This window comes from Streptomyces sp. 184 (genome assembly GCF_045781775.1).
In the GTDB taxonomy this organism is placed as follows: Bacteria; Actinomycetota; Actinomycetes; order Streptomycetales; family Streptomycetaceae; genus Streptomyces.
The window spans coordinates 3432507-3456867 of sequence record NZ_CP123230.1 but is presented as its reverse complement, the minus strand read 5'-3'; the positions used below and the strand labels follow the sequence as shown (position 1 = coordinate 3456867).

The 24361-nt window shown below is 73.8% G+C and carries 20 protein-coding genes; 6 read left to right on the top strand and 14 right to left on the bottom strand.

Translation table 11 applies throughout. The features are described 5' to 3' along the window. Positions 1-72: 72 nt before the first annotated feature. From QBL21_RS14580 to QBL21_RS14555, 6 genes are all read right to left on the bottom strand, one after another. The gene (locus QBL21_RS14580; RefSeq protein ID WP_407562606.1) at positions 73-843 is read right to left on the bottom strand and encodes an FHA domain-containing protein; all 771 of its coding nucleotides are present in this window, start codon (positions 841-843) and stop codon (positions 73-75) included. A 106-nt stretch (positions 844-949) separates the two neighbouring features. Next, positions 950-1807: a Gfo/Idh/MocA family protein gene (locus QBL21_RS14575; protein ID WP_407562605.1), complete on the bottom strand. Its 858-nt coding sequence runs from the start codon at positions 1805-1807 to the stop codon at positions 950-952. A gap of 35 nt (positions 1808-1842) precedes the next feature. After that, a complete protein-coding gene (locus QBL21_RS14570) occupies positions 1843-3042 on the bottom strand; it encodes an ROK family protein (RefSeq protein WP_407562604.1) in 1200 nt (399 codons plus the stop codon). A gap of 15 nt (positions 3043-3057) precedes the next feature. Continuing rightward, on the bottom strand, positions 3058-3924 hold the full coding sequence (locus tag QBL21_RS14565) for a carbohydrate ABC transporter permease (RefSeq protein ID WP_407562603.1): 867 nt from the start codon (positions 3922-3924) through the stop codon (positions 3058-3060). After that, positions 3924-4940 carry a carbohydrate ABC transporter permease gene (locus QBL21_RS14560; protein ID WP_407562602.1) on the bottom strand — a complete coding sequence of 339 codons (1017 nt, stop codon included), beginning with the start codon at positions 4938-4940 and terminating at the stop codon, positions 3924-3926. The genes QBL21_RS14565 and QBL21_RS14560 overlap by 1 nt, the downstream gene beginning before the upstream one ends. Positions 4941-4988: 48 nt before the next feature. After that, on the bottom strand, positions 4989-6392 hold the full coding sequence (locus QBL21_RS14555; RefSeq protein ID WP_407562601.1) for an ABC transporter substrate-binding protein: 1404 nt from the start codon (positions 6390-6392) through the stop codon (positions 4989-4991). Between the two features lie 157 nt (positions 6393-6549). On the opposite strand from QBL21_RS14555, the gene QBL21_RS14550 reads away from it, so the two are divergent. The 4 genes from QBL21_RS14550 to QBL21_RS14535 all read left to right on the top strand — a co-directional run bounded on the left by QBL21_RS14550 (position 6550) and on the right by QBL21_RS14535 (position 12176). Further along, positions 6550-7596 (top strand): zinc-binding alcohol dehydrogenase, encoded by a 1047-nt coding sequence (locus QBL21_RS14550; protein ID WP_407562600.1) that lies wholly within the window; start codon positions 6550-6552, stop codon positions 7594-7596. Between the two features lie 76 nt (positions 7597-7672). After that, positions 7673-8473, top strand: a complete 801-nt coding sequence (locus tag QBL21_RS14545) for a sugar phosphate isomerase/epimerase family protein (protein ID WP_407562599.1) — start codon at positions 7673-7675, stop codon at positions 8471-8473. Further along, positions 8470-9966, top strand: a complete 1497-nt coding sequence (locus QBL21_RS14540; RefSeq protein WP_407562598.1) for an MGH1-like glycoside hydrolase domain-containing protein — start codon at positions 8470-8472, stop codon at positions 9964-9966. The genes QBL21_RS14545 and QBL21_RS14540 overlap by 4 nt, the downstream gene beginning before the upstream one ends. Beyond that, positions 9921-12176: a glycogen debranching N-terminal domain-containing protein gene (locus QBL21_RS14535; RefSeq protein ID WP_407562597.1), complete on the top strand. Its 2256-nt coding sequence runs from the start codon at positions 9921-9923 to the stop codon at positions 12174-12176. Before QBL21_RS14540 ends, QBL21_RS14535 begins: the two co-directional genes overlap by 46 nt. Before the next feature lie 63 nt (positions 12177-12239). Here the strand turns inward: QBL21_RS14535 and nhaA are convergent, their stop codons facing one another. Both nhaA and glpK (QBL21_RS14525) read right to left on the bottom strand, forming a co-directional pair. Continuing rightward, positions 12240-14132 carry a Na+/H+ antiporter NhaA gene (gene nhaA, locus QBL21_RS14530; RefSeq protein ID WP_407562596.1) on the bottom strand — a complete coding sequence of 631 codons (1893 nt, stop codon included), beginning with the start codon at positions 14130-14132 and terminating at the stop codon, positions 12240-12242. A gap of 123 nt (positions 14133-14255) precedes the next feature. After that, positions 14256-15809 carry a glycerol kinase GlpK gene (gene glpK, locus QBL21_RS14525; RefSeq protein WP_407566422.1) on the bottom strand — a complete coding sequence of 518 codons (1554 nt, stop codon included), beginning with the start codon at positions 15807-15809 and terminating at the stop codon, positions 14256-14258. A gap of 191 nt (positions 15810-16000) precedes the next feature. On the opposite strand from glpK (QBL21_RS14525), the gene QBL21_RS14520 reads away from it, so the two are divergent. Together QBL21_RS14520 and glpK (QBL21_RS14515) are read left to right on the top strand one after the other, a co-directional pair. After that, on the top strand, positions 16001-16768 hold the full coding sequence (locus tag QBL21_RS14520; protein WP_407562595.1) for an IclR family transcriptional regulator: 768 nt from the start codon (positions 16001-16003) through the stop codon (positions 16766-16768). Positions 16769-16909: 141 nt separating this feature from the next. Next, the gene (glpK, locus tag QBL21_RS14515; protein WP_407566421.1) at positions 16910-18886 is read left to right on the top strand and encodes a glycerol kinase GlpK; all 1977 of its coding nucleotides are present in this window, start codon (positions 16910-16912) and stop codon (positions 18884-18886) included. 24 nt (positions 18887-18910) lie between these two features. Here glpK (QBL21_RS14515) and QBL21_RS14510 read toward each other — a convergent pair whose 3' ends face one another. From QBL21_RS14510 to QBL21_RS14485, 6 genes are all read right to left on the bottom strand, one after another. Beyond that, complete coding sequence (locus tag QBL21_RS14510; RefSeq protein ID WP_407562594.1) at positions 18911-19165, bottom strand: DUF397 domain-containing protein; 255 nt, start codon at positions 19163-19165, stop codon at positions 18911-18913. A 234-nt stretch (positions 19166-19399) separates the two neighbouring features. Then, positions 19400-20311, bottom strand: a complete 912-nt coding sequence (locus QBL21_RS14505) for a DUF5753 domain-containing protein (RefSeq protein WP_407562593.1) — start codon at positions 20309-20311, stop codon at positions 19400-19402. 149 nt (positions 20312-20460) lie between these two features. After that, a complete protein-coding gene (locus tag QBL21_RS14500; protein WP_407562592.1) occupies positions 20461-21264 on the bottom strand; it encodes an ABC transporter permease in 804 nt (267 codons plus the stop codon). Next, positions 21261-22079, bottom strand: coding sequence for an SAM-dependent methyltransferase (locus QBL21_RS14495; protein WP_407562591.1), 819 nt, complete (start codon positions 22077-22079; stop codon positions 21261-21263). The genes QBL21_RS14500 and QBL21_RS14495 overlap by 4 nt, the downstream gene beginning before the upstream one ends. A gap of 130 nt (positions 22080-22209) precedes the next feature. After that, positions 22210-23406 carry a hypothetical protein gene (locus tag QBL21_RS14490; protein ID WP_407562590.1) on the bottom strand — a complete coding sequence of 399 codons (1197 nt, stop codon included), beginning with the start codon at positions 23404-23406 and terminating at the stop codon, positions 22210-22212. A gap of 36 nt (positions 23407-23442) precedes the next feature. Next, complete coding sequence (locus QBL21_RS14485; RefSeq protein WP_407562589.1) at positions 23443-24219, bottom strand: ABC transporter ATP-binding protein; 777 nt, start codon at positions 24217-24219, stop codon at positions 23443-23445. Between the last annotated feature and the right edge of the window lie 142 nt (positions 24220-24361).

The window sequence follows — 24361 nt, the reverse complement described above, 5'->3', positions numbered from 1 at the left end:
CTGCGCGCGGCGCTGGCACGACGTCTTCACGACTTCCCCGCCTCAGCCGCGCCGAAGCGGCGAAAACGGCGCTCAGCTCGAGAAATCGTCGTCCAGGAGTTCGAGATCGGGCGGCACCAGGGTCGTGGACTCCACCAGTCCGCGCAGCAGGTTGTGCTTCAGGACGCTGTCGCTCGGGCCGCCGCCGTCGTCGCCCCGGGTCACCTGGTACGGGAATCCGCCGCGCGAGAGCCGCTGGCGGACCGCCTCGACCTTGTGCTCGATGATGCGCTTGGTCCACGCGTCGCCGCCGGGCAGGAGGGCGAGCAGTTCGGCCGCCTGCCGGTACGACAGCGGGCGCGGATCCGACTCGTACTGCAAGTACTGCTGTCCGAGTACGACGAGGACCAGCCGCTCCTCCGGGCTGAGCGTCCAGCGCTTGGGCGGCAGGGTCTCGGCGCGGTGCCGCGGCACCCGGCCGGCCTCGCCGGCGTCGGTGACGTACAGCTCGACGAGGTGTTCGCGGTGCCCCGAGCCCTTGACGAACAGCGGGGTGTAGCCGGCGGCGAGGGGGATCGGCTCGGTGGTCAGGTGCATCAGCCGGCCGCGGGGCAGCCGGACGAGCTGCTGCCCGGTGTTCCGCAGCCACCAGGTGCTGCGCTGGTACGACAGCTCGCCGTGCCGGCGGCTGACGCGCAGGTCGTCCTCGCCGACGCACAGGTCGACCTCGTCCTTGTCGCGCCCGAAGCTCACGACGCGCTCCGCGCCGGGCGGCACCCGGATCCCGCCGGCGACGCTGCGGGCGTGCAGGGTCCCGGGCGGCGACGGCGCGGCGCCGCGCGCCAGGCTCTCTCGCAGGGTCATCGCCGGCCTCCGGGCGGTCGTGAGGGAACGTGCCCCGCCAGTGTGCCGCGTTCGTCCGGGGACCGGTCCCCGAACGGGTGTGACGCGGCGCGAAGCGGCCACGGGATCAGCGGGGAAGCGCCTGGTGCAGCAGTTCCTGGAGGCGCAGGCCGCGGCGGGCGTCGAGGCCGCCGGAGCGGCCGGTGCGGACGGCGGCGGCGAACTCGCGGCGCAGCACGGGCCAGCACTCCTCGTGGTCGAGCCCGGCGGTGTCGAAGACGAGCGGGTCGCCGGGGCCGAACAGCTCGACGCGGGTGCGGGCGGCGGGCAGCCGGACGCTGCCGGACAGCGATGCCTGGCTGACGGCGCCGTTCTCGTGCTCGCAGGTCAGCTCGATCCAGCGGCGCGGGTCGCCGGTGCCGCGGACGGTGGCGACGGGGCCCACGGCGGCGTCGAGCAGGTCGAGCAGGTGCGGGCCGAGGTCGAGCAGCGCGCCGTGCTCCAGCCGCCAGGCGGTGGCGAAGTCGCCGCCGAGGAAGGCGCCGTGCAGGTAGCAGGAGCGGGCGCCGGTGACGTCCGCGGCGGCGGCGCGGCGCAGGAAGTCGCGGGTGGCGGGGTGGTACCGCTTGGTGAGCACCAGCTGCGAGACCACGCCGTGCTCGGCGACGGCGGCGGCGACGGCACGGGCGGCGCCGAGGCCGGGTCCGAGCGGCTTCTCCAGCAGCAGCGCCTTGCCCGCGGCGGCGGCGCGTACGGCCAGCTCGGCCTGGACGGCGGGCGGTACGGCGAAGTCGACGGCCTCGCAGCCGTCGAGCAGTTCGGCGAAGGAGCCGGCGACCGCCGCGCCGTACGGCGCGGCCACCTCGGCGGCGGCCTCCGGGCGGCGGGCCCAGACGGCGGTCAGCTCGGTCTCGGGCCCGGCGGCGAGCATCCGGGCGTGCATGGCGCGGGCCCAGGGGCCGGCGCCGACGAGCCCGACGCGCACCGGAGCCGCCGGCGAGGGTGCCGGCCCGCCGCCCGTCACCGGGCCCCGTTTCCGGTACGGGCCGACAGCCGCTCGTCCGCGCGGCCGGGCGCGTACAGGTGCTCCACCACCAGCGCCCCCGCGCCCGCCAGCCCCGCGCCGTCGCCGAGGCGGGGGGTGACGACCTGGAGGTGCGCGGTGGTGCGCGGCATCGCGCGCTGGTACAGCAACTCCCGTACGCCCGTGAGGAAGGGCGTGCCGGCGAGATCGCCGACGATCATCAGGACACCGGGGTTCAGCAGGGTGACGACCGTGGCCAGCACCTCGCCCACCCGCATCCCGGCCGCGCGCGCGAGCCGCACCGCGTCCGGCTGGCCGGCGGCCAGCAGGTCGCGCACGTCGGAGCCGGAGGTCGCGGGCACGCCCAGCTCGGTGAGCCGGCCCGCCAGCGCCCGCCCGCTGGCGACGGCGGCGAGGCAGCCGTACGAGCCGCAGGCGCAGACGGCGTCCATCCCGTCGTGCAGCCGTACGTGCCCGATGTCGCCCGCGCCGCCGTCGATGCCGCGGTAGATGCGGCCGTCGACGACGACGCCGGCGCCGATGCCGGTGGAGACCTTGACGAGCACGAAGGCGGCGCAGTCGGCGAAGCCGGCGCGCTGCTCCGCGTACGCCAGGAGGTTGGCATCGTTGTCCACGAGCACCGGCACGTCCGCGGGTCCTGCGGCGTGCTTGGCGAAGGAGCGGCGCATGTGGTCCTGGATCGGGTAGCCGTCCCAGCCGGGCATGATCGGCGGCTGCACGACGACCCCGGTGTCGAAGTCCACGGGGCCCGGCACCGAGATGCCGATGCCGCAGACCTCGTCCGCGCCCCGCCCGGCCTCGGCGAGCAGCGGGCCGAACCAGCGCCCCAGCTCGTCGAGGACCGCCTCGGGCCCGTCGCCGACGCGCAGCGCGCCGGTGCGTTCGGCGAGCGGGCGGCCGGCGAGGTCGAGGACGGCGGCGCGGCCGTGCCGGGTCTGGAGGTCGGCGGCGAGCACGACGGCGTGCGCGGTGTCGAACTCCAGCCGCACGGAGGGCCGGCCGCCGGTGGAGACGCCGGCGGCGCCGCGCAGCCAGCCGGCGGCCTGGAGCGCGTCGAGCCGGCCGGAGACGGTGGAGCGGGACAGGCCGGTGGCGTCCTGGAGTTCGGCGCGGGTGGTGGCCTCGCCGGTGCGGATCAGCCGGAGGAGCTGTCCCGCGCTGGCCTGGTTGCGCATACGTCGTCTCTCCGCTCAGCTCTTGTCGGCGCCGCTGGTCAGGCCCTCGGTGAGCAGTCGCTCCGCGGCGAAGAACAGCAGTACCACGGGAATGGTGAGGACCACGGATCCGGCCATGAGCACGGTCTTGGACACCTCGATGCCGTTGGAGAGCTGCGCCAGGCCGAGCGAGACGGTCCAGCTCTCCGGCACGGCGGCGAGGAAGAGCAGGGCGAAGAGGAACTCGTTCCAGGCGATCATGAAGACGTAGAGCCCGGTGGCCATCAGCGACGGCGCGGCCAGCGGCAGCACCACCCTGCGCAGCGTCTGGAGCCTGCTGCACCCGTCGAGCGCCGCCGCCTCCTCGATGGAGGCCGGGATGGTGACGAGGTAGTTCTTCAGCATGTAGATGGACACTGGCACGGTCTGCGCCACGTACACGATCGCCAGGCCCACGAGGCTGCCGGACAGGCCCATCCGCGCGAACATCACGAACAGCGGGACGGCCAGCAGCGTGGCGGGGAAGAGGTAGACGGCCAGGAACATCGCGCTGACCTGGCGGCTGCCGAAGAACCTCAGCCTGCTGACGGCGTACGAACCGGGCACGGCGGCGGCCAGCGTGAGGGCGACGGTGCCCAGCGAGACCAGCGCCGAGTTGAGCATCAGCTTCAGGAAGCCCTGCCCGCCGTCCTCGGTGGGCTTGAGCACGTCCCGGTACGTCGCGGTCGTCAAGTCCTTCGCCGACACCCACATCGACCCGGGGTCGACCAGCAGGGCGTCGATGGGCTTCAGCGACAGCATGACCATGTAGTAGAAGGGGACCAGCGTGATCAGCGCCAGGAACGCGATCACCACCCAGCGGAGCGTGCCGAAGAGGCGGTCCTCGAACTGCGCGCGCGTCATCACGCCTCCTCCTGGACCCGCTTGGCGAAGAACTTGAAGTAGATGCCCAGCAGCACCGTCAGCACGACCGCGAGGACGAGCGCCTGGGCCGCGGCGGCGCCCACGTCGAAGCGCGAGGTGAGGAAGTCGTAGACGCGCACCGCGGCGACGTCGGTGCCGGCGCCGCCGCCGGTGAGCAGGTAGACGTCGTCGAACTTGTTGAACGTCATGATGAAGCGGAGCACGCACAGCAGCGCGATGACGGGCATGAGCTGCGGCAGGAGCACGTGCCGGAAGCGCTGCGAGACCGTGGCGCCGTCCACGGTCGCGGCCTCCTCCAGGGTGTCCGGCACGGCCTGGAGGCGGGCGAGGAGGAAGAGGAAGGCGAAGGGGAAGTAGCGCCAGATCTCGAAGGCGATGACGGTGAGCAGGGCCAGCGGTATGTCGAAGTGCCAGCCGAGCAGGCCCACCTCGTACTGCCGGGTGGACAGGAACGCGATCGGGTCGTCCCAGCCGAAGACGTCCCGGCCCCACTCGTTGACGACGCCGTACTGCGGGCTGAGCGCCACCTCCCAGACGAACGCGACGGCCACGACGGGGGCGACGTACGGCAGGAGCATCGAGCCGCGCAGCAGGCCCCGGCCGCGGAACGGGCGGCGCAGCGCGAGGGCGGCGACGAGGCCGAGCAGCACGGACCCGGCGGTGGCGCCGACGGTGTAGACGAGGGTGGTGACCAGGCTGGACCAGAAGCCGGCCGAGGCGAAGACGTCGGAGAAGTTCTCCAGCGTCCAGTTGCCGAACAGCCCCATGCCCTGGATGTCGACGAGCTTGGCGTCCTGGAAGGCCAGCAGGACCGTCCAGAGGATCGGGACGATCACGACGACCAGCACCACCAGGAACGTGGGGCTGACGAAGGCCAGGCCGGCGCGGTTCTCGCGGCGGCTCGCGGTCATGGGGCGGCGGGCGCGCGGCCGGCCGCCGGCGGGCGGGTGCGGGCCGGTGGGGTCTGCCGCGCCGCGGCTGTCGATCGTGGTCATGTGCGGTGTCCTCGGTGAGGGTTCCTCGGGGGAAGAGGGGCCGGCCGGTCAGTCAAGGGAGGTCTTCAGCGCGTCGACTTCCTCGTACGCCTCGCGCGCGGCCTCGTCGGGACTCGTCTGTCCGGAGGTCATGGCGCCGACCGCCTTGGCGACGGGCAGTTCGCCGTTGGTGGCGCCGACGAGCGGGCCCTCGCCCTGGTCGATGCCCCACCGCTTCATGTCGCCGACGCCGGCGACGAGCTGGTCGAGCAGCTCCGGGGAGAAGACCTCCTCCATGGACTTCCTGGTGTCGACGCCCATGTCGCTGGCGCGCCAGGCGTCGACGTAGCGCTCGGGCTGCTCGGGGGTGCCGGTACGGACCGGGATCTTGCCCTCGGGCGCCATCCCGAACCAGTCCTCGTAGCCGGCGCTCATCATGTACTCGATGAACTGGGTCGACGCCTCGGTCTCGGCGGTCTTGGTGGCGAGCCACGAGGTGATCTCGCCGAACTGGGCGGGCTCGCTGCCGCCGGGGCCCTGGAGCGCGGTGACGATGCCGCTGTTCGACGCCAGGAACCCGGGGTCGTCCTTGCACTCGGCGCAGCTCGGCAGGGCGTCGTTGCGCAGCCCGGCCAGCTCGTCGAGCAGGAACGAGGACCAGACGATCATGCTGGACTGGCCGGCGAAGTAGGTGGCCCGGGTGGTGTCGACGGTCTGGAGCCCGGGCGGGCCGTACTGCCGGGCGAGGGAGTCGTACGTCTCGAAGGCGGTGCGGCACTGCTCGGAGTCCAGCCCGATGTCGCCGGCGTCGTCCACGAGGTCGCAGCCGTTGGCCAGGGCGAGGTCCTCGAAGCTCTGCTGGGTGAAGACGTCGGCGGGGTCGGTGGCGACGGAGATCCCGTCGCGGCCCTTGACGTCCAGCCTCTCGGCGGCCTCGGTGAGGCTCGCGTAGTCGTCGGGGACGTCCAGGCCGGCCTCGCGGAACAGGTCCTCGCGGTACGCGACGATCTGCACCCAGGCGTCGGAGGGCACCCCGAGCCGGATGCCGCCGTCGGCGGTCAGGCCGAGGCCGTTGGCGTCGAAGGTGTCCTTGCCGAGCCGGTCGACGACCTCGGCGGGGATGCGGGTGTTCAGCAGTTCGTTGCTGTACATCTGCCATGCCTGGCCGAGCGGTACGGCGCCGATCACGTCCGGCAGGTCGCCGGCCGCGGCGGCCGACATGATCAGTTGCGGGAGCTGGTTCTCGTCCACGCCGACCAGCTCGACCTCGACGCCGGTCTCGTCCTCGAAGCCGTCGATGACCTTGTCGGTGTGGGCGATGCGGTCGGTCAGGCTCTCCTCCGACCACACGGTGATCTTCCGGTCGGGCTTGCCCGGACCGGAGGCGTCGGTGGCGCAGCCGGCGAGCACCCCCAGGGCGAGGGTGCCCGCGAGCAGGGCCGAGGTCCTCGACCGCCGGGTCCACGTGCGCATGTTCCTGATCCTTTGACTGTTCCTTGGATCGACTTAAGCGTTGGCGGACTGCATCACACCACTACTTTTTCGTGTTGACAAGACATAAGTCTGAGATATCTTCGACGCAAGTCGTTAACAGCCGTGCCCCCCGATCAGCCTCACCGGAGCACCCACCGTGGAACGCGTCGTCCAGTTCACCGCCCCCCGCCAGGTCGAGGTCGCCGAGCACGAAAGTGCCCCGCTGCCCCCCGGCCACCTGCGCATACGTACCCGCTACTCCGGCATCTCCGCCGGCACGGAACTCACCGCCTACCGGGGCACGAACCCCTATCTGACCCGCTCCTGGGACGCCGGGGCCCGGCTGTTCCGCGAGGACGCGGCCGGGCTTTCGTATCCGGTCGCCGGCTGGGGCTACTCCGAGGTCGGCGAGGTCACCGAGGTCTCCCCCGAACTGGCCGGCACCCGGGACCTGCCCGCGGTAGGGGACCAGGTCTGGGGCATCTGGGGCCACCGCAGCGAGGGCATCGTCCCCGCCGAGCGGATGACCGGGCACACGCTGCCCGCCGGGCTCGACCCGCTCGCCGGTTCGTTCGCCAGGGTCGGAGCGATTGCATACAACGCGGTGCTCGCGGCGGGCATCCACGTCGGCGAGGACGTCGCCGTCTTCGGGCAGGGCGTCATCGGGCTGCTCGCCACCCGGCTCGCCGCGCTGAACGGCGGCACGGTCACCGCCGTGGACGCCCTCGACGCCCGGCTGGACCGGGCCCGGGAGCACGGCGCGGCCCGTACGCTCAACGCCCGCGGCGACGCGGTCGCCGAGGAGATCCGGGCGGCGACCGACGGCCGGGGCGCCGACGTCGCGATCGAGATCAGCGGCGCGTACCCGGCGCTGCACGAGGCGGTGCGCGCCGTCGTCGTCGACGGCCGGGTGGTGGCCGCGGGCTTCTACCAGGGCGACGCCGTCGGGCTGCGGCTCGGCGACGAGTTCCACCACAACCGCGTCCGGCTCGTCTGCTCCCAGATCGGCGGCGTCCCGCCGGAGCTGGCCGGGCGGTGGGACCAGCAACGGCTCCAGCAGACGTTCCTGCGGCTCGTCGCCGACGGCCGCGTCGAGGTGCTGCCGCTGGTCAGCCATGTGGTGCCGGCCGCCGAGGCGGCGGGCGCGTACGCCCTCCTCGACGAGCGGCCCCAAGACGCCCTCCAGGTCGTCCTGGAGTTCTGAGGACGCCGTGCCCGAGTCCGGATCCCGCCACGCGCATCCGCGCACACCCCCGCGCAGAAAGGCCACCCGCCCCGCCATGTTCTCCCTTGCGGCCCAGGAACAACTGCTGCCCGGCGACACCCTCCAGCAGAAGTGGGAGTTCGCGCAGGCCGCCGGCTACGACGGCATCGAGCTGCGTGCCCAGGGCGACCTGCGCTTCGCGGCCCGGCTGCCGGAGCTGAAGCGCGCGCTCGCCGACGGCGTCGTCATGCCCACCGTCTGCGTCGAGATGCTGCACTTCTTCGGCGCCTTCGACACCGGGCAGCGCCGCGACGCGGTGGCGCAGATGAAGTCCCAGCTCTCGGTGATCGCCGAGATCGGCGGCGTCGGCGCCCAGACCCCCGCGTCGTACGGGATGTTCTCCCGCCGGCTGCCGCCCTTCACCCCGCCGCGCGACGAGGCCGGCGACCGCGCCGTGCTGCTCGACGGGCTGGCAGAACTGGGCGAACACGCGCGCCGCGAAGGCGTCACGCTCTTCCTGGAGCCCCTCAACCGGTACGAGGACCACATGGTCAACCGGCTGGAGCAGGCCACCGAACTCATCCGCGCCGCCGGCCTGGACAGCGTGCGGATCGGCATCGACAGCTACCACATGAACATCGAGGAGGCCGACCCCGCCGCCGCCGTCCTCGACAACGCGCCCTGGATCGGCCACGCGCAGGTCTCCGACTCCAACCGCTTCCAGCCCGGCGCCGGCCATCTCGACTGGCCCGCCTGGCTCGGCGCGCTGAAGGCCGCCGGCTACACCGGCTGGCTCGCCGCCGAGTGCCGGCTGACCGGCGACCCCGCGGCGGCCGTCGCCGCCGTGCCCGGGTTCCTGCGCAGGGCCGGCGCATGACGGCGGTGCCGGCACGGGGACGGGGCGCGACGGCGCTGTCGGCGGCGCCCGGCGGCGGGTCGGGCGCCGGGGGCCCCGGGCCCGTACGGGCGGACGACCCGTGGCGGGCCGCCGCGGCGGTGCTGCTGGGCAACTGGACCGGCAGCTCCACCGTGCCGTCGCGCACGCTGTACCCGCACCAGTGGAGCTGGGACTCGGCGTTCGTCGCCATCGGGCTGCGGCACCTGTCGCCGCGGCGGGCGCAGCGGGAGCTGGAGATGCTGCTCGGCGCGCAGTGGGGCGACGGCCGGATCCCGCACATCGTCTTCAACCCGGCCGTGCCGCACGCCGCGTACTTCCCGGGGCCGGACTTCTGGCGCTCCGCGGGCAGCGGCGGCGCCGGCAGCTCCGCCGGTACGGGTACGGGCGCGGGTGCGCGGGCCGGCGCCCCGGCGCACACCCAGACCTCCGGCCTCGTGCAGCCCCCGGTGCACGCGCTCGCGGCGCTGCTGGTGCACCGCGCGGATCCGGCGGCCTCCGCGCGCCGCGGGTTCCTGGCGCGCGTCTACCCGCGGCTGCTCGCCTGGCACCGCTACCTCACCGAGGACCGCGACCTCGGCGGCGGCGGCCTGGCCGCGATCGTCCACCCCTGGGAGTCCGGGATGGACAACAGCCCCTGCTGGGACGGCCCGCTGGCCCGGATCGAGCCGGCCCCGGCGGCGTCGTTCCACCGGGCGGACCTCGACCACGGCGACCCGGCGGACCGGCCCACGGACCTCGACTACGGCCGCTACGTGCGGCTCGCCGCCGACTACCGCGACGCGGGCTACGCGGACGCGGGCGTACGGCACGGCTTCGCCGTCGAGGACCCGTGCGTGAACGCGCTGCTGATCGCCTCGGAGGAGGCGATGGCGGAGATCGCAGCGGAACTCGCCGCCGCGGGACCGGCGCCGGCCGCCGCCCCGGGTGCGCACCGGGAGCGCGCCGCGCGGCTGACGGAGGCGCTGGTGGCGCGGCTGTGGGACGCCGGCGCGGGCATCTTCCGCTGCCGCGACCTGCGTACGGACCGGCCGGTCGAGGAGTACAGCGTCGCCGGGCTCACCCCGCTGCTCGCCTCCGGCCTCCCGCCGGCGGTGGCGGGGGCGCTGCGGAACACCCTGGCGGGCGAGCACTTCCGTGTCGGGGAGCTGCCGCTGGTCGCGTCGTACGACCTGAAGGGACGGGCGTTCGACCGCACCCGGTACTGGCGCGGCCCGGCGTGGTTCAACACCGCCTGGCTGCTGGAGCGCGGTCTGCGCCGGCACGGGGCGGACGGGACGGCCGACGCGCTGCGCCGGGCGGTGCTGACCGGGGCGGCGGCGTCGGGTTTCGCGGAGTACGTGGACCCGCTGACCGGGACGGGCCGGGGGGCGCGGGACTTCAGTTGGACGGCGGCGCTGGCGCTGGACCTGGCGGCACGGGACGCGGCGTGGCCGGCGGCGCGCGGCGCATGGCCGGCGGCGGGGCCGCGATGAGCGGCGACGGGGGCGTACTGCTCGCGCAAAACGGCACGTTCGCCGCGCTGAGCCCCGGCGGCGCCATCACGGGCCGCCGCGGCGCGTCCCCGGACGGGCTGTTCCGCCGCGACACCCGGCACCTGAGCCGCTGGCGGCTGACGGTCGACGGGGCGGAACCCACGGTCCTGACCCCGGCCCGCGACGGCGCACTCCCCGCCACCTGCGTCCTGACGCCGCCGGGCATCCGCGACGAACCCGCGCCGTACGCGGTCTTCCGCGCCCAGGCCGTCGCCGCCGGAGTGCTGGTGGAGCACCTGCGCCTGGTCAGCAACCGTCCGGAGCCGGTGACGGCCCGTCTGGAGCTGCTCGCGGACGCGGACTTCGCGGACCAGTTCGAGCTGCGCTCCGACGGCCGCACGTACCCGCGCCCGGCGGGGTCGGCACGCGGGGCCCGGGAGCTGGCGGACGGCGTGGAGTTCACGTACCGGCGCGGCACGCAGTGGTCGTCCCGTACGACGGTCGGATGCGTCCCGCCGCCGGACGAGGTGACGGCGGTCGGGGAGGAGGGCCGGTCGGCGGACGTACCGCGGGCAGGCGACGGGACGGCCCGGCGGCTGGCGTGGACGCTGGCCCTCCCGCCGCACGGCACCGCGGAGCTGACGCTGCGCGTCGAGGCACGCCCGCACGGCGCACCGGACGTCGCGAGCACCGCGACGCCGGCCCAAGCCGCCGCCGAACTCCGGGCCGCCACCGAGGCGTTCACGAACCCGGCGGTCCACACCGCGGAGCCCTCCGGGGCCGCCGGCGGACTCCGCCCCGGCGCAGCGGCGTTCACCGGCCCTTCGGCCGGGACCGCGCCGGAGGCCCCGGGGCGCGACCGCCCCGCCGGGCGGACCGGCTCGGCCGCCGCGACGGCCGGACGCACCCCCGCCGGCGTGACCGCCGCGACGTCCGCCCACCCCAGAGCCGGACACCCTGCCGCGGGCAACCCCGCCCTCTCGCCCGCCGAGCGCTCCGCGCTCGCGCGCGCCTGTGCGCAGGGGCTCGCCGATCTCGCGCTGCTGCGCGTGCCCGCCTCCGGGCCGCGCGGGGAAGCGCTCACCGTGCCGGGGGCCGGGATTCCGTGGTTCCTCACGCTGTTCGGGCGCGACTCGGTGCTCACCTCCCTCTTCGCCCTGCCCTACCGCCCCGCCCTCGCCCGCGACACCCTCCTCGCGCTCGCCGCCACCCAGGGCACCCGCCACGACGCCTTCTCGGCCGAGCAGCCCGGCCGGATCGCGCACGAGCTGCGGCACGGCGAGCTGGCCGCGTTCCGGCAGGTGCCGTACGGGCGTTACTACGGGTCCGTCGACGTCACCCCCCTCTTCCTCGTCCTGCTCCAGGCGCACGCCGAGGCGACCGCCGACACCCGCCTCGCCGCGCGGCTGGAGCCGCAGGCGCGGGCGGCCGTGGCGTGGCTGCTCGGCGACGGCGGGCTGGCGGAGCGCGGGTGGCTCGTCTACTCCCCCGACCCCGGCGGGCTGGTCAACCAGAACTGGAAGGACTCCGCGGGCGCCATCTGCTTCGCGGACGGCACCCAGGCCGAGGGGCCCGTCGCCGTCGCCGAGGCGCAGGGATACGCGTACGACGCCCTCGTACGCACCGCGCGCCTCGCCCGCGGCGTCTGGGGCGACGTTCCCTACGCCGACCACCTCGACGCCCTCGCCGCCGATCTGCGCGACCGCTTCCACCGCGCGTTCTGGCTGCCCGCGCAGGACTTCCCGGCGCTGGCGCTGGACGGCCGCGGGCGGCAGGCCGACGCGCTCGCCTCGGACGCGGGACACCTGCTGTGGTCCGGGATCCTGGACCGGGAGCGCGGCGAGCGCACCGGGCGGCGGCTGCTCGCCGGCGACTTCTTCTCGGGGTGGGCGGTACGAACGCTGGCGGCCGGTCAACGGCCGTACCACCCGCTGTCGTACCATCGCGGGAGCTGCTGGCCGCACGACAACGCCGTCATCGCCCTCGGCCTGGCCCGCTACGGTCTCGACGCCGAGGTCCGCACGCTGACCCGGGGGCTCCTTGCCACCGCGGAGGCGCACGGCTGGCGGCTGCCGGAGGTCCTGGCCGGTTACGCACGCAGTGACCACCCGGCACCCGTACCGTATCCACACGCCTGCTCCCCGCAGGCGTGGGCGGCCGCCACGCCGCTGGCGCTGCTCACCGCAGTCTCCGGGGGCGGCGGAACCTGACGCCCGCCGCCCCCGGTCCCCCACCCCCGTGCCCCGCGCGGGCCTCACCGCCCGGCGCGGCGCTCACGCCTCCTGCTCGTCCAGCGTCACCCGGTCCCGCGCCGCCCGTACCGCGGCCGACAGGCTGCCGATGTCGTACGCGCCGTGGTGGCGGCGCCCGTTGACGAAGAACGTCGGCGTGCCCGCGACCCCGCTGAGGTCCGCGGACTCCATGTCCTCGGAGACCCGGCCCGCGCCGCTGCCGGTGTGCAGCGACCGGCGGAACAGCTCGACGTCGAGCCCCAGCTCCGTCGCGTGCCGCAGCAGGTCGCGCGGCGCCAGCCGGTCCTGGCCGGCGAGCAGCCGGTCGTGCATGGGCCAGAACGCGTCCTGCTCGGCCGCCGCCTCCCCGGCCTCGGCGGCGAGCTGGGCGCGCGGGTGCACGTCGGTGAGCGGCAGGTGGCGCCAGACGTAGCGGACGTCGCCGAAGTCGGCGAGGAGGTTGCGTACGACGGGCTCGGCCCGGCCGCAGTACGGGCACTCGAAGTCGCCGTACTCCACGACCGTGACGGGCGCCTCCAGCGGCCCGCGGATGTGGTCGCGGTCGGGGTCCACCGGGACGGCGAGGTCGACGATGACGGGCGCGGTGCCCAGGAGCGCGCGGGTGCGCAGCGGCTGCCGCAGCCGGGCGGTGGCGAAGGCGACGAGCGCGGTGACGGCGCCGGAGCAGACGACGGCGGAGAGGATGCCGATCTTCGCCTGCGCGAGCTGCTCGCCGTCGAACGCCTTGGTGGCGATCAGCAGCGCGACGGTGAACCCGACGCCGGCGATGGTGCCGCCGCCGGCGACGGCGGCCCAGCCGACCGGCGGGCGCATCCGGCCGCGGCTGAGCCCCGCCGTCAGCGCGGTGGCGCCGAGGATGCCGAGCGGCTTGCCCACCACGTACGCCACCAGGATGCCCAGCGTGACGGGCGAGGTGAACGCGCGCGACAGCAGCCCGCCGTCGAGCTGGATACCGGTGTTGGCCAGGGCGAACAGCGGCACGATCAGATAGCTGCTCCACGGGTGGTACATCCGCTGGAGCCGCTCGTTCGGGGAGATCGCCGAGGCGATGCCCTGCCGCGCCTCGCGCTCCAGCTCCGGGGTGGGCTGCTCCCGGAACGAGCGGAAGAGCCCGCTGGCCCGCTCCAGCTCGCTGCGCGGCGCGGGGTAGGCGAAGGTGGCGAGACCGATGAGCAGGCCGACGACGACCGGGTCGATGCCGGACTCCACGAAGGCGACCCACATCGCGATGCCGAGCAGCGCGTAGACGGGGCCGCGGCGGCTGCCGGCGGTGCGCAGGACGATCATCGCCGCGAAGCACGCGACCCCGGCGAGCAGCGCGGGCCAGGTCACGGAGTCGCTGTAGACGAGGGCGATGACGGCCAGGGCGACGAAGTCGTCCACGACGGTGATGGTGAGGACGAAGGTGTGCAGCCGCCGCGGGAACCGCTTGCCGAGCAGCGCCAGCATGCCGAGCGCGAAGGCGGTGTCGGTGGACATCGCCACGCCCCAGCCGGAGGCGGAGGAGTCGCCGGCGTTGAGGGCCAGGTAGATGAGCACCGGTACGAGCATCCCGGCGACGCCGGCGACGAACGGCAGCGTCATCCGGTGCCGCTCGCGCAGCTCCCCCATGTCGAACTCGCGCCGCGCCTCCAACCCGACGACCAGGAAGAACAGCGTCATCAGCCCGGTGTTGACCCACTCGCGCAGATCCATGGCCAGGCCGCGGTCGCCCAACTCGACGGACAGGTGGGTGTGCCAGAAGTCGGCGTAGCTGCCGGGCGCGGCGTTGGCCCAGACGAGGGCGGCCACGGCGGCGGCGACGAGGAAGGCGGCGCTGCCGGTCTCGGTGCGGATGAACGTCCACCGGGCCGAGGTGGTCGGACGGTCGCACATCGTCCGGTCGGCGGGCGGCGCGGCGTCCGGCTGCGGCATGCTCGGTCTCTCTCGTCTCACGAACCGTGGTCGGCGCGAGGACGTGGGGCGCCGCCGTGGCCCGATGTTACGCTCCGCGCACGCGCCCGCCGGGGTGCGCGCCGCTCCGGCACGGCGCCGGGTTCACCGCTGGTCAGGGCTGTGCGCGTCCTCGATCCAGCCCATGGTGCGTTGGACTGCTTTGAGCCAGTTGTGGTATTCGCGGTCGCGGGTTTCGTTGTCCATGCGGGGGGTCCATTCGGCGGCGCGGCGCCAGTTGGCGCGCAGGGTGTCGGTGTCCGGCCAGAACCCGACCGCCAGCCCCGCGGCGTAGGCGGCGCCCAGACACGTGGTCTCCGCGACGAGGGGGCGGACGACGGGGGCGTCCAGGACGTCGGCGAGGGTCTGCATGAGGAGGTTGTTCGCGGTCATGCCGCCGTCGACCTTCAGCGCGGCCAGTTCGACGCCGGAGTCCTTGGTCATGGCATCGACGATCTCGCGGGTCTGCCAGGCGGTGGCTTCCAGAACGGCGCGGGCGATGTGGGCTTTGGTGACGTACCGCGTCAGGCCGGCGATCACACCGCGGGCGTCGTCGCGCCAGTAGGGGGCGAACAGGCCGGAGAAGGCGGGCACGAAGTAGGCGCCGCCGTTGTCCTCGACGCTCAGCGCGAGGGTCTCGATCTCGGCGGCGGTGGAGATGATGCCCATCTGATCGCGCATCCACTGCACCAGGGCGCCGGTGACGGCGATGGAGCCTTCCAGCGCGTAGACGGCGGGCTGGTCGCCGATGCGGTAACCGACGGTGGTGACCAGACCGTTCTCGGAGTGGACGGGTTCACCGGCGGTGTTCATCAGCAGGAACGTGCCGGTGCCGTAGGTGGACTTGGCCTCGCCCTGGGCGTAGCAGGTCTGCCCGAACAGGGCCGCCTGCTGGTCGCCGAGTGCGGAGGCGACGGGGATGCCGGTCAGGGTGCCGGAGGTGGCGCGGCCGTAGACCTCGGCGGAGGAGCGGATCTCGGGCAGGACCGCGGCGGGGACGTCCATCGCGGCCAGGATGTCGGTGTCCCAGTCGAGGGTGTGCAGGTTCATGAGCATGGTGCGGGAGGCGTTGGTGACGTCGGTGACGTGGACGCCGCGGCCGGGTCCGCCGGTGAGGTTCCAGATGACCCAGGAGTCCATGGTGCCGAAGAGGATGTCGCCGGCTTCGGCGCGGGCACGCAGGCCGGGGGTGTTGTCCAGGAGCCAGCGGATTTTGGGGCCGGCGAAGTAGGAGGCCAGGGGCAGGCCGGTGGCGGCGCGGAAGCGGTCCTGGCCCTGGGTGCCGCCGAGTTTGCGGCACAGTTCCGCGGTGCGGGTGTCCTGCCACACGATGGCGTTGGCGACGGGTTCACCGGTGTTCTTGTCCCACAGCAAAGTCGTCTCACGCTGGTTGGTGATGCCGATGGCCTTGACGTCGGCGCTGGTGATCCCGGCCTTGGCGACCGCGCCGTCGACGACCTGCTGGACATTGCGCCAGATCTCCGTGGCGTTGTGCTCGACCCACCCCGGCTTGGGAAAGATCTGCTCGTGTTCCTTCTGATCCACCGACACGATCCGGCCATCGGTGTCGAACACAATGCACCGGCTCGAAGTCGTCCCCTGATCGATAGCCGCAATGAACGGGCCGGGGCGCTGCGGGGAGGGGGCGCTGTAATCCACGGTCACGATCTGCTCCTGCTCCGAAACGTCGCATCGGTCGCCGGGACCGTGCCGCTGCGCCGGCACCCCGGCCCGTGCTGAGTACATGACCAGCGCAGAATCCCGGCGTCAACGATGTCCTGCCGACATTGTCGAACGAATCTCCTGCACCCCGCTTTCACCGGCGGGGCACGGAGGCTTATGGTCGGCGCGTGCCAGGTCCGGTTCAGTCGGTTGAACGCGCGGCGGCGATACTGCACTTGCTGGCGCGTGGTTCCGGCCGTCTCGGTGTCAGCGAGCTGGCCGCGTCGCTGGGGCTGGCGAAGGGCACGGTGCACGGGCTGCTGCGGACGCTCCAGCACGTGGGGTTCGTCGAGCAGGACCGCGACACCGGCAAGTACCGGGTCGGCGACGCGCTCCTCGACCTCCGCTCCGGCCACGTCGACGCCAACGAGCTGCGCTCCCGGGCCATCAACTGGGCCGACGGGCTGGCCGCCAGAAGCCGCGAGGCCGTGCGCATCGGCGTCCCGGCGGACGGCCGGGTCCTCGTCGTCCACCACGTCTTCCGGCCCGGGGACCCGCAGCAGACCCTCGACGTGTCCGTGATGCTGCCGGCGCACGCCACGGCGCTGGGCAAGGTGCTGCTCGCGTACGACGTGAACATCCCCGCGGCGCTGCGCTCGGTGCCCCCGGCCCCGTACACCCCGCGGACGCTGACCGTGCCGGCGGTGATCCAGACGGAGCTGCGCCGGGTGCGCGAGTCGGGGTGGGCCGGTGAGCGGGGCGAACGGCGCCTGGAGGAGGCGGGGATCGCGGCGCCGCTGCGCGGCCCGGGCGGGCTGGTGGTGGGGGCGCTGGGCATCTCCGGTCCGGCCGAGCGGCTGTGCGAGCGCTCCGGCACGCTGCGCGAGGACCTGGTGGGGCTGGTGCTCGGCACGGCCCGGTCGGTGTCGCGGGACCTCGGCGCGTCCCGCAGGTGACGGCGGCGCCGGACGGGGCGGACGAACCAGACGGACCGGAACGGCCGGGCGAACGTTGCGGAACAGACTGACCGGACGGCGCAGAAGGTACGGAGCGGACAGGATCGACGGAACGGGGGCGGCGCGGTGCAGCGGTACGTGATGTCGGTGGACCAGGGCACGACGTCCACCCGGTGCATCCTCTTCGACGCCCAGGGCCGGATGGTCTCGGTGGTGCAGCGGGAGCACAAGCAGTACTTCCCGCGGCCCGGCTGGGTCGAGCACGACGCCGTGGAGATCTGGCGGAACCTGCGCAGGATCGTGCCGCAGACCCTCGCGCAGGCGGGCGCCGACGCCGCCCAGATCGTCGCGCTGGGCATCGCCAACCAGCGGGAGACGACGGTGCTGTGGGACCGGCACACCGGCCGCCCGGCCGCCCGCGCCGTCGTCTGGCAGGACACCCGCACCGACGAGATGACCGACCGGCTCTCCCGGGACCCGCGCGCGGACCGGGTGCGCGCGCTGTGCGGGCTGCCGCTGGCCACGTACTTCTCCGCGCCGCGGATCCGCTGGCTGCTGGACACGACCCCCCGGCTGCGGGAGCGGGCGGAGCGCGGCGACGTGCTGTTCGGCACCATGGAAAGCTGGCTGATCTGGAACCTGACCGGCGGGCCCACGGGCGGGCTGCACATCACGGACGTCACCAACGCCAGCCGCACCATGCTGATGAACCTGCGCACCCTGTCGTGGGACGACGAGCTGCTGGACTTCTTCGGCGTGCCGAAGGCGATGCTGCCCGAGATCCGCTCCTCCACGCAGACGTACGGCACGACCACCACCGTCGTCCCCGGCATCCGCATCGCCGCGGCGCTCGGCGACCAGCAGGCGGCGCTCTTCGGCCAGACCTGCTTCGCGCCGGGCGAGGCCAAGTGCACGTACGGCACGGGCAGTTTCCTGCTGCTCAACACCGGCGAGACGCCGGCCTCGTCCCGGCACGGGCTGCTGACCACCGTCGGCTTCAAGATCGGGGACGAGCCCGCGGTGTACGCGCTGGAGGGCTCGATCGCGGTGACGGGGTCGCTGGTGCAGTGGTTCCGGGACGGGCTGCGGCTGATCGGCAGCGCGCCGGAGATCGAGACGCTGGCGCAGACGGTCGACGACAACGGCGGCTGCTACATCGTGCCGGCGTTCTCGGGGCTGTTCGCGCCGCACTGGCACAGCGAGGCGCGGGGCGTGATCGCGGGGCTCACGTCGTACATCACCAAGGGGCATCTGGCGCGGGCGGTGCTGGAGGCGACGGGCTGGCAGACGCGGGAGGTGGTGGACGCGATGAACGCCGACTCGGGGCTGACGCTGTCCGGCCTGCGCGTGGACGGCGGCATGACGGCGGACAACCTGCTGATGCAGTTCGTCGCCGACGTCCTCGACGTGCCCGTGGTACGGCCCATGATGGCGGAGACGGTCTCGCTGGGCGCGGCGTACGCGGCGGGGCTCGCGGTCGGCTACTGGCCGGATCTGGAGGGGCTGCGGCGCAACTGGCACCGGGCGGCGCAGTGGCTGCCAAAGATGGCGGAGAGCCGCCGGAACGCGGAGTACGCCAACTGGCGCCACGCCGTGAGCCTGACGTTCGGCTGGACCAGGCCGGCGGAGAGCCCGCCGCCCGCGGGAGCCGACGTGGTCGACCTGGTGCTCGCCGACCACCGCAGGGCCGAGCACCTGCTGAGCGCGCTGCGCGGCGAGGACGCGGACCGGCAGGCGGTGCTCGGGGAGCTGGCGGCGCTGCTGGTCGCGCACGCCGGGGCCGGCCGGGCGGCGGCGCACTCGGCGGCGTACGCGCCCTGCCCCGACGACGGCGACCACGGGCCGGCGGCGCTCGCGCGCGCCCTGCTGGCGCTGCTGCGTCTGGACGCCCTCGCCGGGCCCGAGTTCGACGCGGCGCTGGACCGCCTGGGCGCGGTCGCCGCCGGGCATATCGCCGCGGGTGAGCGGGTCCAGCTCAACGCGCTGCGGCGCGGCGCCTCCGCGCAGGAGCGCGCCGTCCTCGGTCGGGCGTACGCCGTGGAGCGCGGGCGGCTGCTCGCCTCCGGCGGCGACAGCGCGGCCCGGGCCGGGGTGCTGGCGGGTGAGTCCGGGACGTAGCGGAGGGCCCCGGCGGCGCCCTCGTCAGCCGCCGGGGGTGCCGCGGCCGGTGACGAGGTCGTCGAAGTCCCCTTCCTTGGCGGCCTTCAGGAAGGCGGCCAGCCCGGCGGCCCCGTAGACCAGCGCCGGGCCCTGCGGGTCCCGCGAGTTGCGGACCGCGATCTCCCCGCCGGACAGCCCGGCCAGCTCCACGCACTCGCCGTTGGGGTTGCTGTGGTGGCTCTTGCGCCACTCGACGTTCCCCAACCGGCCCGCGGGCACACCGTTGTCGACCTGCATGGCAGCTCCCTCCGACTGATCTTTTGCGTACTGTACTTGCGTCTGTGCTTGCGGATGCAATTACAGATGAAATTTCATCCAGCTATCACCGAGCGCTCAGAAAGCGTGGGCGCACGGTGATCGAATCGGCCCGAAGTGCCGTACGCCAGAAGGGAGTAGCCCGGCGCGCAGCGGCGGACGGGCGGGTTCCGCCGGGGCCCGGGAGGCCCCGGCGGCCCGGGAGGCCCGGGTGCGTCAGGTGGCGTGCAGCAGCTCGCCCAGGAACGCGTCGGTGCGCGTCTGCTCCGTCACCGGCGCGGCCAGCCGGTCGACGGCCAGCCGGTGCCGCTCGACGTCGTCGGGGTCGTCGAGGTAGAGCGCGCCGGTGAGCTGTTCCAGGTACGCGATGTCCGGCAGGTCCGCCTCGGCGAAGCGCAGCAGCGTCACCGAGCCGGCCAGCGCCGTGGCGGCGGCGGACCGGAGCGGCACGATGTGCACCGCGATCTCCGGGAACTCCGGGCTGTGCAGCCGGATCAGATGCCGGATCTGCTCGCGCATCACCGCCGGGCCGCCCACGCTGCGGAGCAGCGCGCCCTCGTCGATGAGCTGCCAGCAGCGCGGCGGATCGGACCGGGCGAGCACCTGCTGCCGGCGCTCCAGTAGGTCGACGCGGCGGGCGACGGCGCTCGCGCTGTCGTCCGGGTAGGTCAGCCGCGCCAGCGCGGCGGCGTACGCGGGGGTCTGGAGCAGGTCGGGGACGCGGTGCGACTGGTAGCCGCGGATGAGCGTCGCGCCCTCTTCGAGGCCGAGGTACGTCTCCAGCCAGCGCGGCGTCAGATCGCCGTACTGCTGCCACCAGCCGGGGGTGTTGGCGCCGCGGGCGAGCGCGAGGTACGCCTCGCGGTCCCGGAGGTCGCTCACCCCGTACAGCGTCAGCAGGTCCGCTATGTCGCGCTCCTTGCAGCCGCCCTGGCCGCGCTCCAGCCGGCTCATCTTGGGCACCGACGCCCTGATGGCCTGCGCCGCCGCGTCGAGTCCGACGCCGCGCCGGATCCGGAGCCTGCGCAGCCGGGAGCCGAGGACGATCCGGCGGATCGTGGGCCCGCCCCGGCCGGGTTCCGCGCCGCCGGGCAGACGCCGGCCGCCGGCCACCGGTACTGACGCCATCTCCCCTCCCCCGCCGGTCCGTTCAGCATCCCGTCGCCAGCGCGGAATCATACCCCGTCGAACGCCGCTTCCCGAACCTTCGTCCGGATTTCGCCTACCCGACCGATACCTGCGGACCGCCCGGCGGGACGGCGGCGCTCGGCCCGGTATCAGCCGTTGACGCCGGGTTCGTCCACGGACTCGTGCCAGCCCCCGACCACGAGCCGGGCGAGCCGGCCGAAGAACCAGAAGACCAGCACGCCGAAGAGCGAGGAGATCAGCACCGCCGCGAGCAACTGCTCGGACTGGAGCCGCGACTGGTAGAGGTCGATGAGCACCCCGATGCCCGGCTGTCCCTGGCGGAAGAAGAAGTCGCCGACGATGGCGCCGACGACGGACATCCCGGCGGCGATGCGCAGCCCGGTGAAGATGCTCGGCAGCGCGGCCGGCAACTGGAGCTTCCACAGCCGGGTCAGCCGGCCGGCGTTCTGGAGCCTGAACAGGTCGTGGTACGCGGCGTCGGCGGAGCGGATACCGAAGAGCGTGCTGGTCAGGATCGGGAAGAAGGCGATGATCACGCAGACCAGCACCCGGGTGCCGAACCCGTAGCCCCACCAGAAGCCGAAGAGCGGCACCAGGGCGAGGATCGGCGTCACCTGGAGCACGACGAAGTAGGGGAAGAGGGAGCGTTCCAGCCACCGGGCCTGGCTCATCAGGATCGCCATGGCGATCGCCCCGGCCGCCGAGATGAGCAGGCCCAGCGAGGCGACCTGCGCGGACAGCCACAGGGCGTCGAGGAGTTCGGCGCGGTTGTCGCCGTCGAGGAACCCGACGCGCACCACGTCGTGCGGCGGCGGGAACAGGAAGCGCCGGTCCTCGGCCAGCACCACCATGCTGATCAGGTACCACACCCCCACGGCGGCACCGGCCACCAGCACGGCGGGCAGCCTGCGGAGCAACGGCCGCATCTTCATGGCTTGACTGCCACCAGGGTGTAGGCGTTCCCCTCGGCGCGGTTGGTGTCGCGGGGGCGCCAGCGGTGCGCGACCACGATGCCGGGGTCGACCGGCTCCCACCCGTCGATGATGCGCTCCAGCTCGGCGCGGCTGCGCTGCACCATCGGCGTGGCACCGCGCGCCCAGACCTTGGTGAGCCGCTCGACCCGGGAGTCGAGTTCGGCGGAGATCTGGGACACGGCGAGGTGGCTGCCGGACGGCACCCCGCGGCGGATCCGCGCCACCAGGTCCGCCGGGTCGTCCTTGTCGGGCAGGAAGTGCAGCAGCCCCACCATGAGCACGCCCACCGGCCGGTCGAAGTCGAGCACCGCGCGCGCCTCCGGGTGGGTGAGGATCAGCTCCGGCTTGCGTACGTCGCCGGCGAAGGCGACGGTCAGGTCGCCGTCGGACTGGAGTGCCTGCATGTGCGCCACGGCGACGGGGTTGAAGTCGGTGTAGACGATCCGGGTGTCGGGGGCGATGCCGTGCGCGATCTCGTGGACGTTGGGCATGCGCCGCTGCGGCAGGCCGCAGCCGATGTCGAGGATCTGGCGGATGCCCGCCTCCTCGACGAGGTAGCGCACGGCCCGCTCCAGGAAGAGCCGCTGGGCGCGCACGCGCATCTTCACGTCCGGCATGAAGGTGGACTCGACCTCGTCCACCAGCGCGCGGTCCGGGCCGAGGTTGTCGCTGCCGCCGAGGTGGTAGTCGTACGTGCGGGAGGCGTGGGCCGCCGTGGGGTCGGGCAGCGGCGACGTGCCGTGGGGCCCGTCGGCTATGCCGTTGTCGCTCATGAACCTCTCCGCGTCGGCCGCGTGCGGCTGCGGCTGATCCGGCGCGCACCGCGGTACGGGCCGACAGGGCAGCGTACTCCACCGCGCCGCCGGGGCCCGCGGTGCGCGGCCCCGGCGGTCGGGCGGCCGGTCATCCGCCGTGCCCGATCTCGGGGTCGAGGAACTCGTTGGTCACGACGTCGGCCGGTTCCAGGCCGTCCTTGACCGGTTTCTTCTGTTTGTCGAAGATGGGCTTGTCGATGTCGATGATCTCCTGGACCCGCGGGGTCTCGAAGTTCCCGACGGTGGCGTCCTTGCCCTCGGCGTCGTCCGCGGCGATGCCGAGCTTCTTCATCTCGCCGATGCCGTACGTGGCGATGCCCTCGGTGAGCACGTCGCCGCCCTTGTACTGCTCGGCGATGTCGACGATGGTGGCGATGGTCGCGTCCGGGTCGCGGAGGTAGTCGACCTGCGACTGCTGGATGACCGGCACCAGCTTCTCCAGGCAGGGCGCCAGTTCGTCCTTCCGCTCGTTGCGGACGACCAGCGAGGGCCCGTAGATCGGGTAGCCGGCCTCGTAGACGAGCTGGCCCTTGATGGGCTTTCGCCAGTCGTCGATCTCGTGCTCGTACATGTACGGGTCCTCGGCCGCGTAGCCGGAGGAGGCCAGCTTGCCGCCGGACGCCACGAAGCGCGCGGGCGAACCGTCGAAGGAGCCGTCCACCTGGTCCCTGTCCAGGATCCCGGTGCCGGTCAGGTACTCCATGTACGTGTCGCCGCCGAAGTACAGCACCGTGGTGTCCGACTTGCCGACGTCCTCGATGGTCTCGAACTCCGGGTACGTCTCCGGGTCCCAGTAGATCATCGTGGGGTCCTTCTCCAGCAGCGCCAGCACCGCGGTCGTCGGCTGCGTGGCGGAGAGCTGGACGATCTCGTCGAAGCCGCCGACCACCCCGAGGTCGATGTCCTCGTCCGTGTACATCTGCGCGGAGGTGGTGGAGAAGCCGATCGCCGGGCCGCCGGCGCGCAGTTCGAGGGAGATGCCGGTGTCCTTGCCGTCGGCGACCAGCGGCGCGGTGGCCCGTTTGCGGTTCGCGTCCACCTCGGGGGAGTCACCGAGGAGCGCGTACAGCGGGCCGAAGGACGTGGCGTTCGGCAGCCACGAGGTCTGCACGGTCACGGTCTCGGGGCACACGCCGTCCAGGGCGACTGCGCCGCTCTTCGCCGGGAGCGCCGACGGTCTGTCGTCGGCCCCGCCGTCGCCGTCGTCCCCGCAGGCGGCGGCGGTGAGCATCACACCGGCGACGAGCGGCACGGCTAAGGAGCGAAGGTGGTTCTTCACGGGCATCGGGGGTTCCTCCGGAGGGGGTCGGGGGCGGTCGGGTCAGCGCGCGGACGCGCGCATGCACGCGGACACGTCGGCCGCGATGCGGTTCAGCTCGGGGTCGTAGCGCAGGCTCTCGGTCCGCGGGTAGCCGAACGGGACCGTGAACTCGCCGCAGATGCGGCCCGGTCGGGGGGACATCACCACGACCCGGGTGGACAGGTAGACCGCCTCCAGCACGGAGTGCGTGACGAAGACGGCGGCGAACCGCTCGGCGGCGAACAGCCGGAGCAGGTCGTCGTCCAGCCGCTCGCGGGTGATCTCGTCCAGGGTGCCGAACGGCTCGTCCAGCAGGAACAGCTCCGGGCGCAGCGTGAGGGAGCGGGCCAGGGAGACGCGCATGCGCATGCCGCCGGACAGGGCGCGCGGCCGGTGGCCGGCGAAGTCGGTGAGGCCCACCAGCTCCAGCGCGTCGTCGGCGCGCTTGCGCCGCTCGGCGCGCGGGACGCCGCGCAGTTCGCCGAAGAGCTCCACGTTCGTACGCACCGAGCGCCAGGGCAGCAGCGTCGGGTCCTGGAAGACGTAGCCGAGGCGGTCGGCGCGCGCGGCCACCGCGCCGGCGGTGGGCTCGACGAGGCCGGCGGCGATGCGCAGCAGGGTCGTCTTGCCGCAGCCGGAGGGGCCGACGACGGAGACGAACTCACCGGCCGCGACGTCGAGGTCGACGGGGTCCAGGGCGCGGGTGCCGTCGGGGAAGCGCTTCTCGACGGCGCCGAGGGCCAGGACCGGTCCGGCGCCGGGCACGGGTGCGGCCTCGTCGGCGTCCGCGACGGTCATGGGTCCACCTCCCGTGCGCCCCGGCGGGGGCGGCACACCGCGCCGGGCGAGTCCGTGTGCCGCGGCGGGTGCCGCGAACTCGGGGCCACAGAGGCTACGTGACGGGGGTGCGCGCCCGTACGCGGGGTGCCCCCCGGGACGG

Bases quoted from the DNA above. Each gene is read 5' to 3' on its own strand.
- QBL21_RS14490 (WP_407562590.1), bottom strand. From the start codon at position 23,406: ATGCCCGTGAAGAACCACCTTCGCTCCTTAGCCGTGCCGCTCGTCGCC.
- QBL21_RS14580 (WP_407562606.1), bottom strand. From the start codon at position 843: ATGACCCTGCGAGAGAGCCTGGCGCGCGGCGCCGCGCCGTCGCCGCCC.
- QBL21_RS14500 (WP_407562592.1), bottom strand. From the start codon at position 21,264: ATGAAGATGCGGCCGTTGCTCCGCAGGCTGCCCGCCGTGCTGGTGGCC.
- QBL21_RS14555 (WP_407562601.1), bottom strand. From the start codon at position 6,392: ATGCGCACGTGGACCCGGCGGTCGAGGACCTCGGCCCTGCTCGCGGGC.
- QBL21_RS14510 (WP_407562594.1), bottom strand. From the start codon at position 19,165: ATGCAGGTCGACAACGGTGTGCCCGCGGGCCGGTTGGGGAACGTCGAG.
- QBL21_RS14485 (WP_407562589.1), bottom strand. From the start codon at position 24,219: ATGACCGTCGCGGACGCCGACGAGGCCGCACCCGTGCCCGGCGCCGGA.
- QBL21_RS14565 (WP_407562603.1), bottom strand. From the start codon at position 3,924: ATGACGCGCGCGCAGTTCGAGGACCGCCTCTTCGGCACGCTCCGCTGG.
- nhaA (WP_407562596.1), bottom strand. From the start codon at position 14,132: ATGCCGCAGCCGGACGCCGCGCCGCCCGCCGACCGGACGATGTGCGAC.
- QBL21_RS14495 (WP_407562591.1), bottom strand. From the start codon at position 22,079: ATGAGCGACAACGGCATAGCCGACGGGCCCCACGGCACGTCGCCGCTG.
- glpK (WP_407566421.1), top strand. From the start codon at position 16,910: ATGTCGGTGGACCAGGGCACGACGTCCACCCGGTGCATCCTCTTCGAC.
- QBL21_RS14505 (WP_407562593.1), bottom strand. From the start codon at position 20,311: ATGGCGTCAGTACCGGTGGCCGGCGGCCGGCGTCTGCCCGGCGGCGCG.
- QBL21_RS14560 (WP_407562602.1), bottom strand. From the start codon at position 4,940: ATGACCACGATCGACAGCCGCGGCGCGGCAGACCCCACCGGCCCGCAC.
- QBL21_RS14545 (WP_407562599.1), top strand. From the start codon at position 7,673: ATGTTCTCCCTTGCGGCCCAGGAACAACTGCTGCCCGGCGACACCCTC.
- QBL21_RS14570 (WP_407562604.1), bottom strand. From the start codon at position 3,042: ATGCGCAACCAGGCCAGCGCGGGACAGCTCCTCCGGCTGATCCGCACC.
- QBL21_RS14540 (WP_407562598.1), top strand. From the start codon at position 8,470: ATGACGGCGGTGCCGGCACGGGGACGGGGCGCGACGGCGCTGTCGGCG.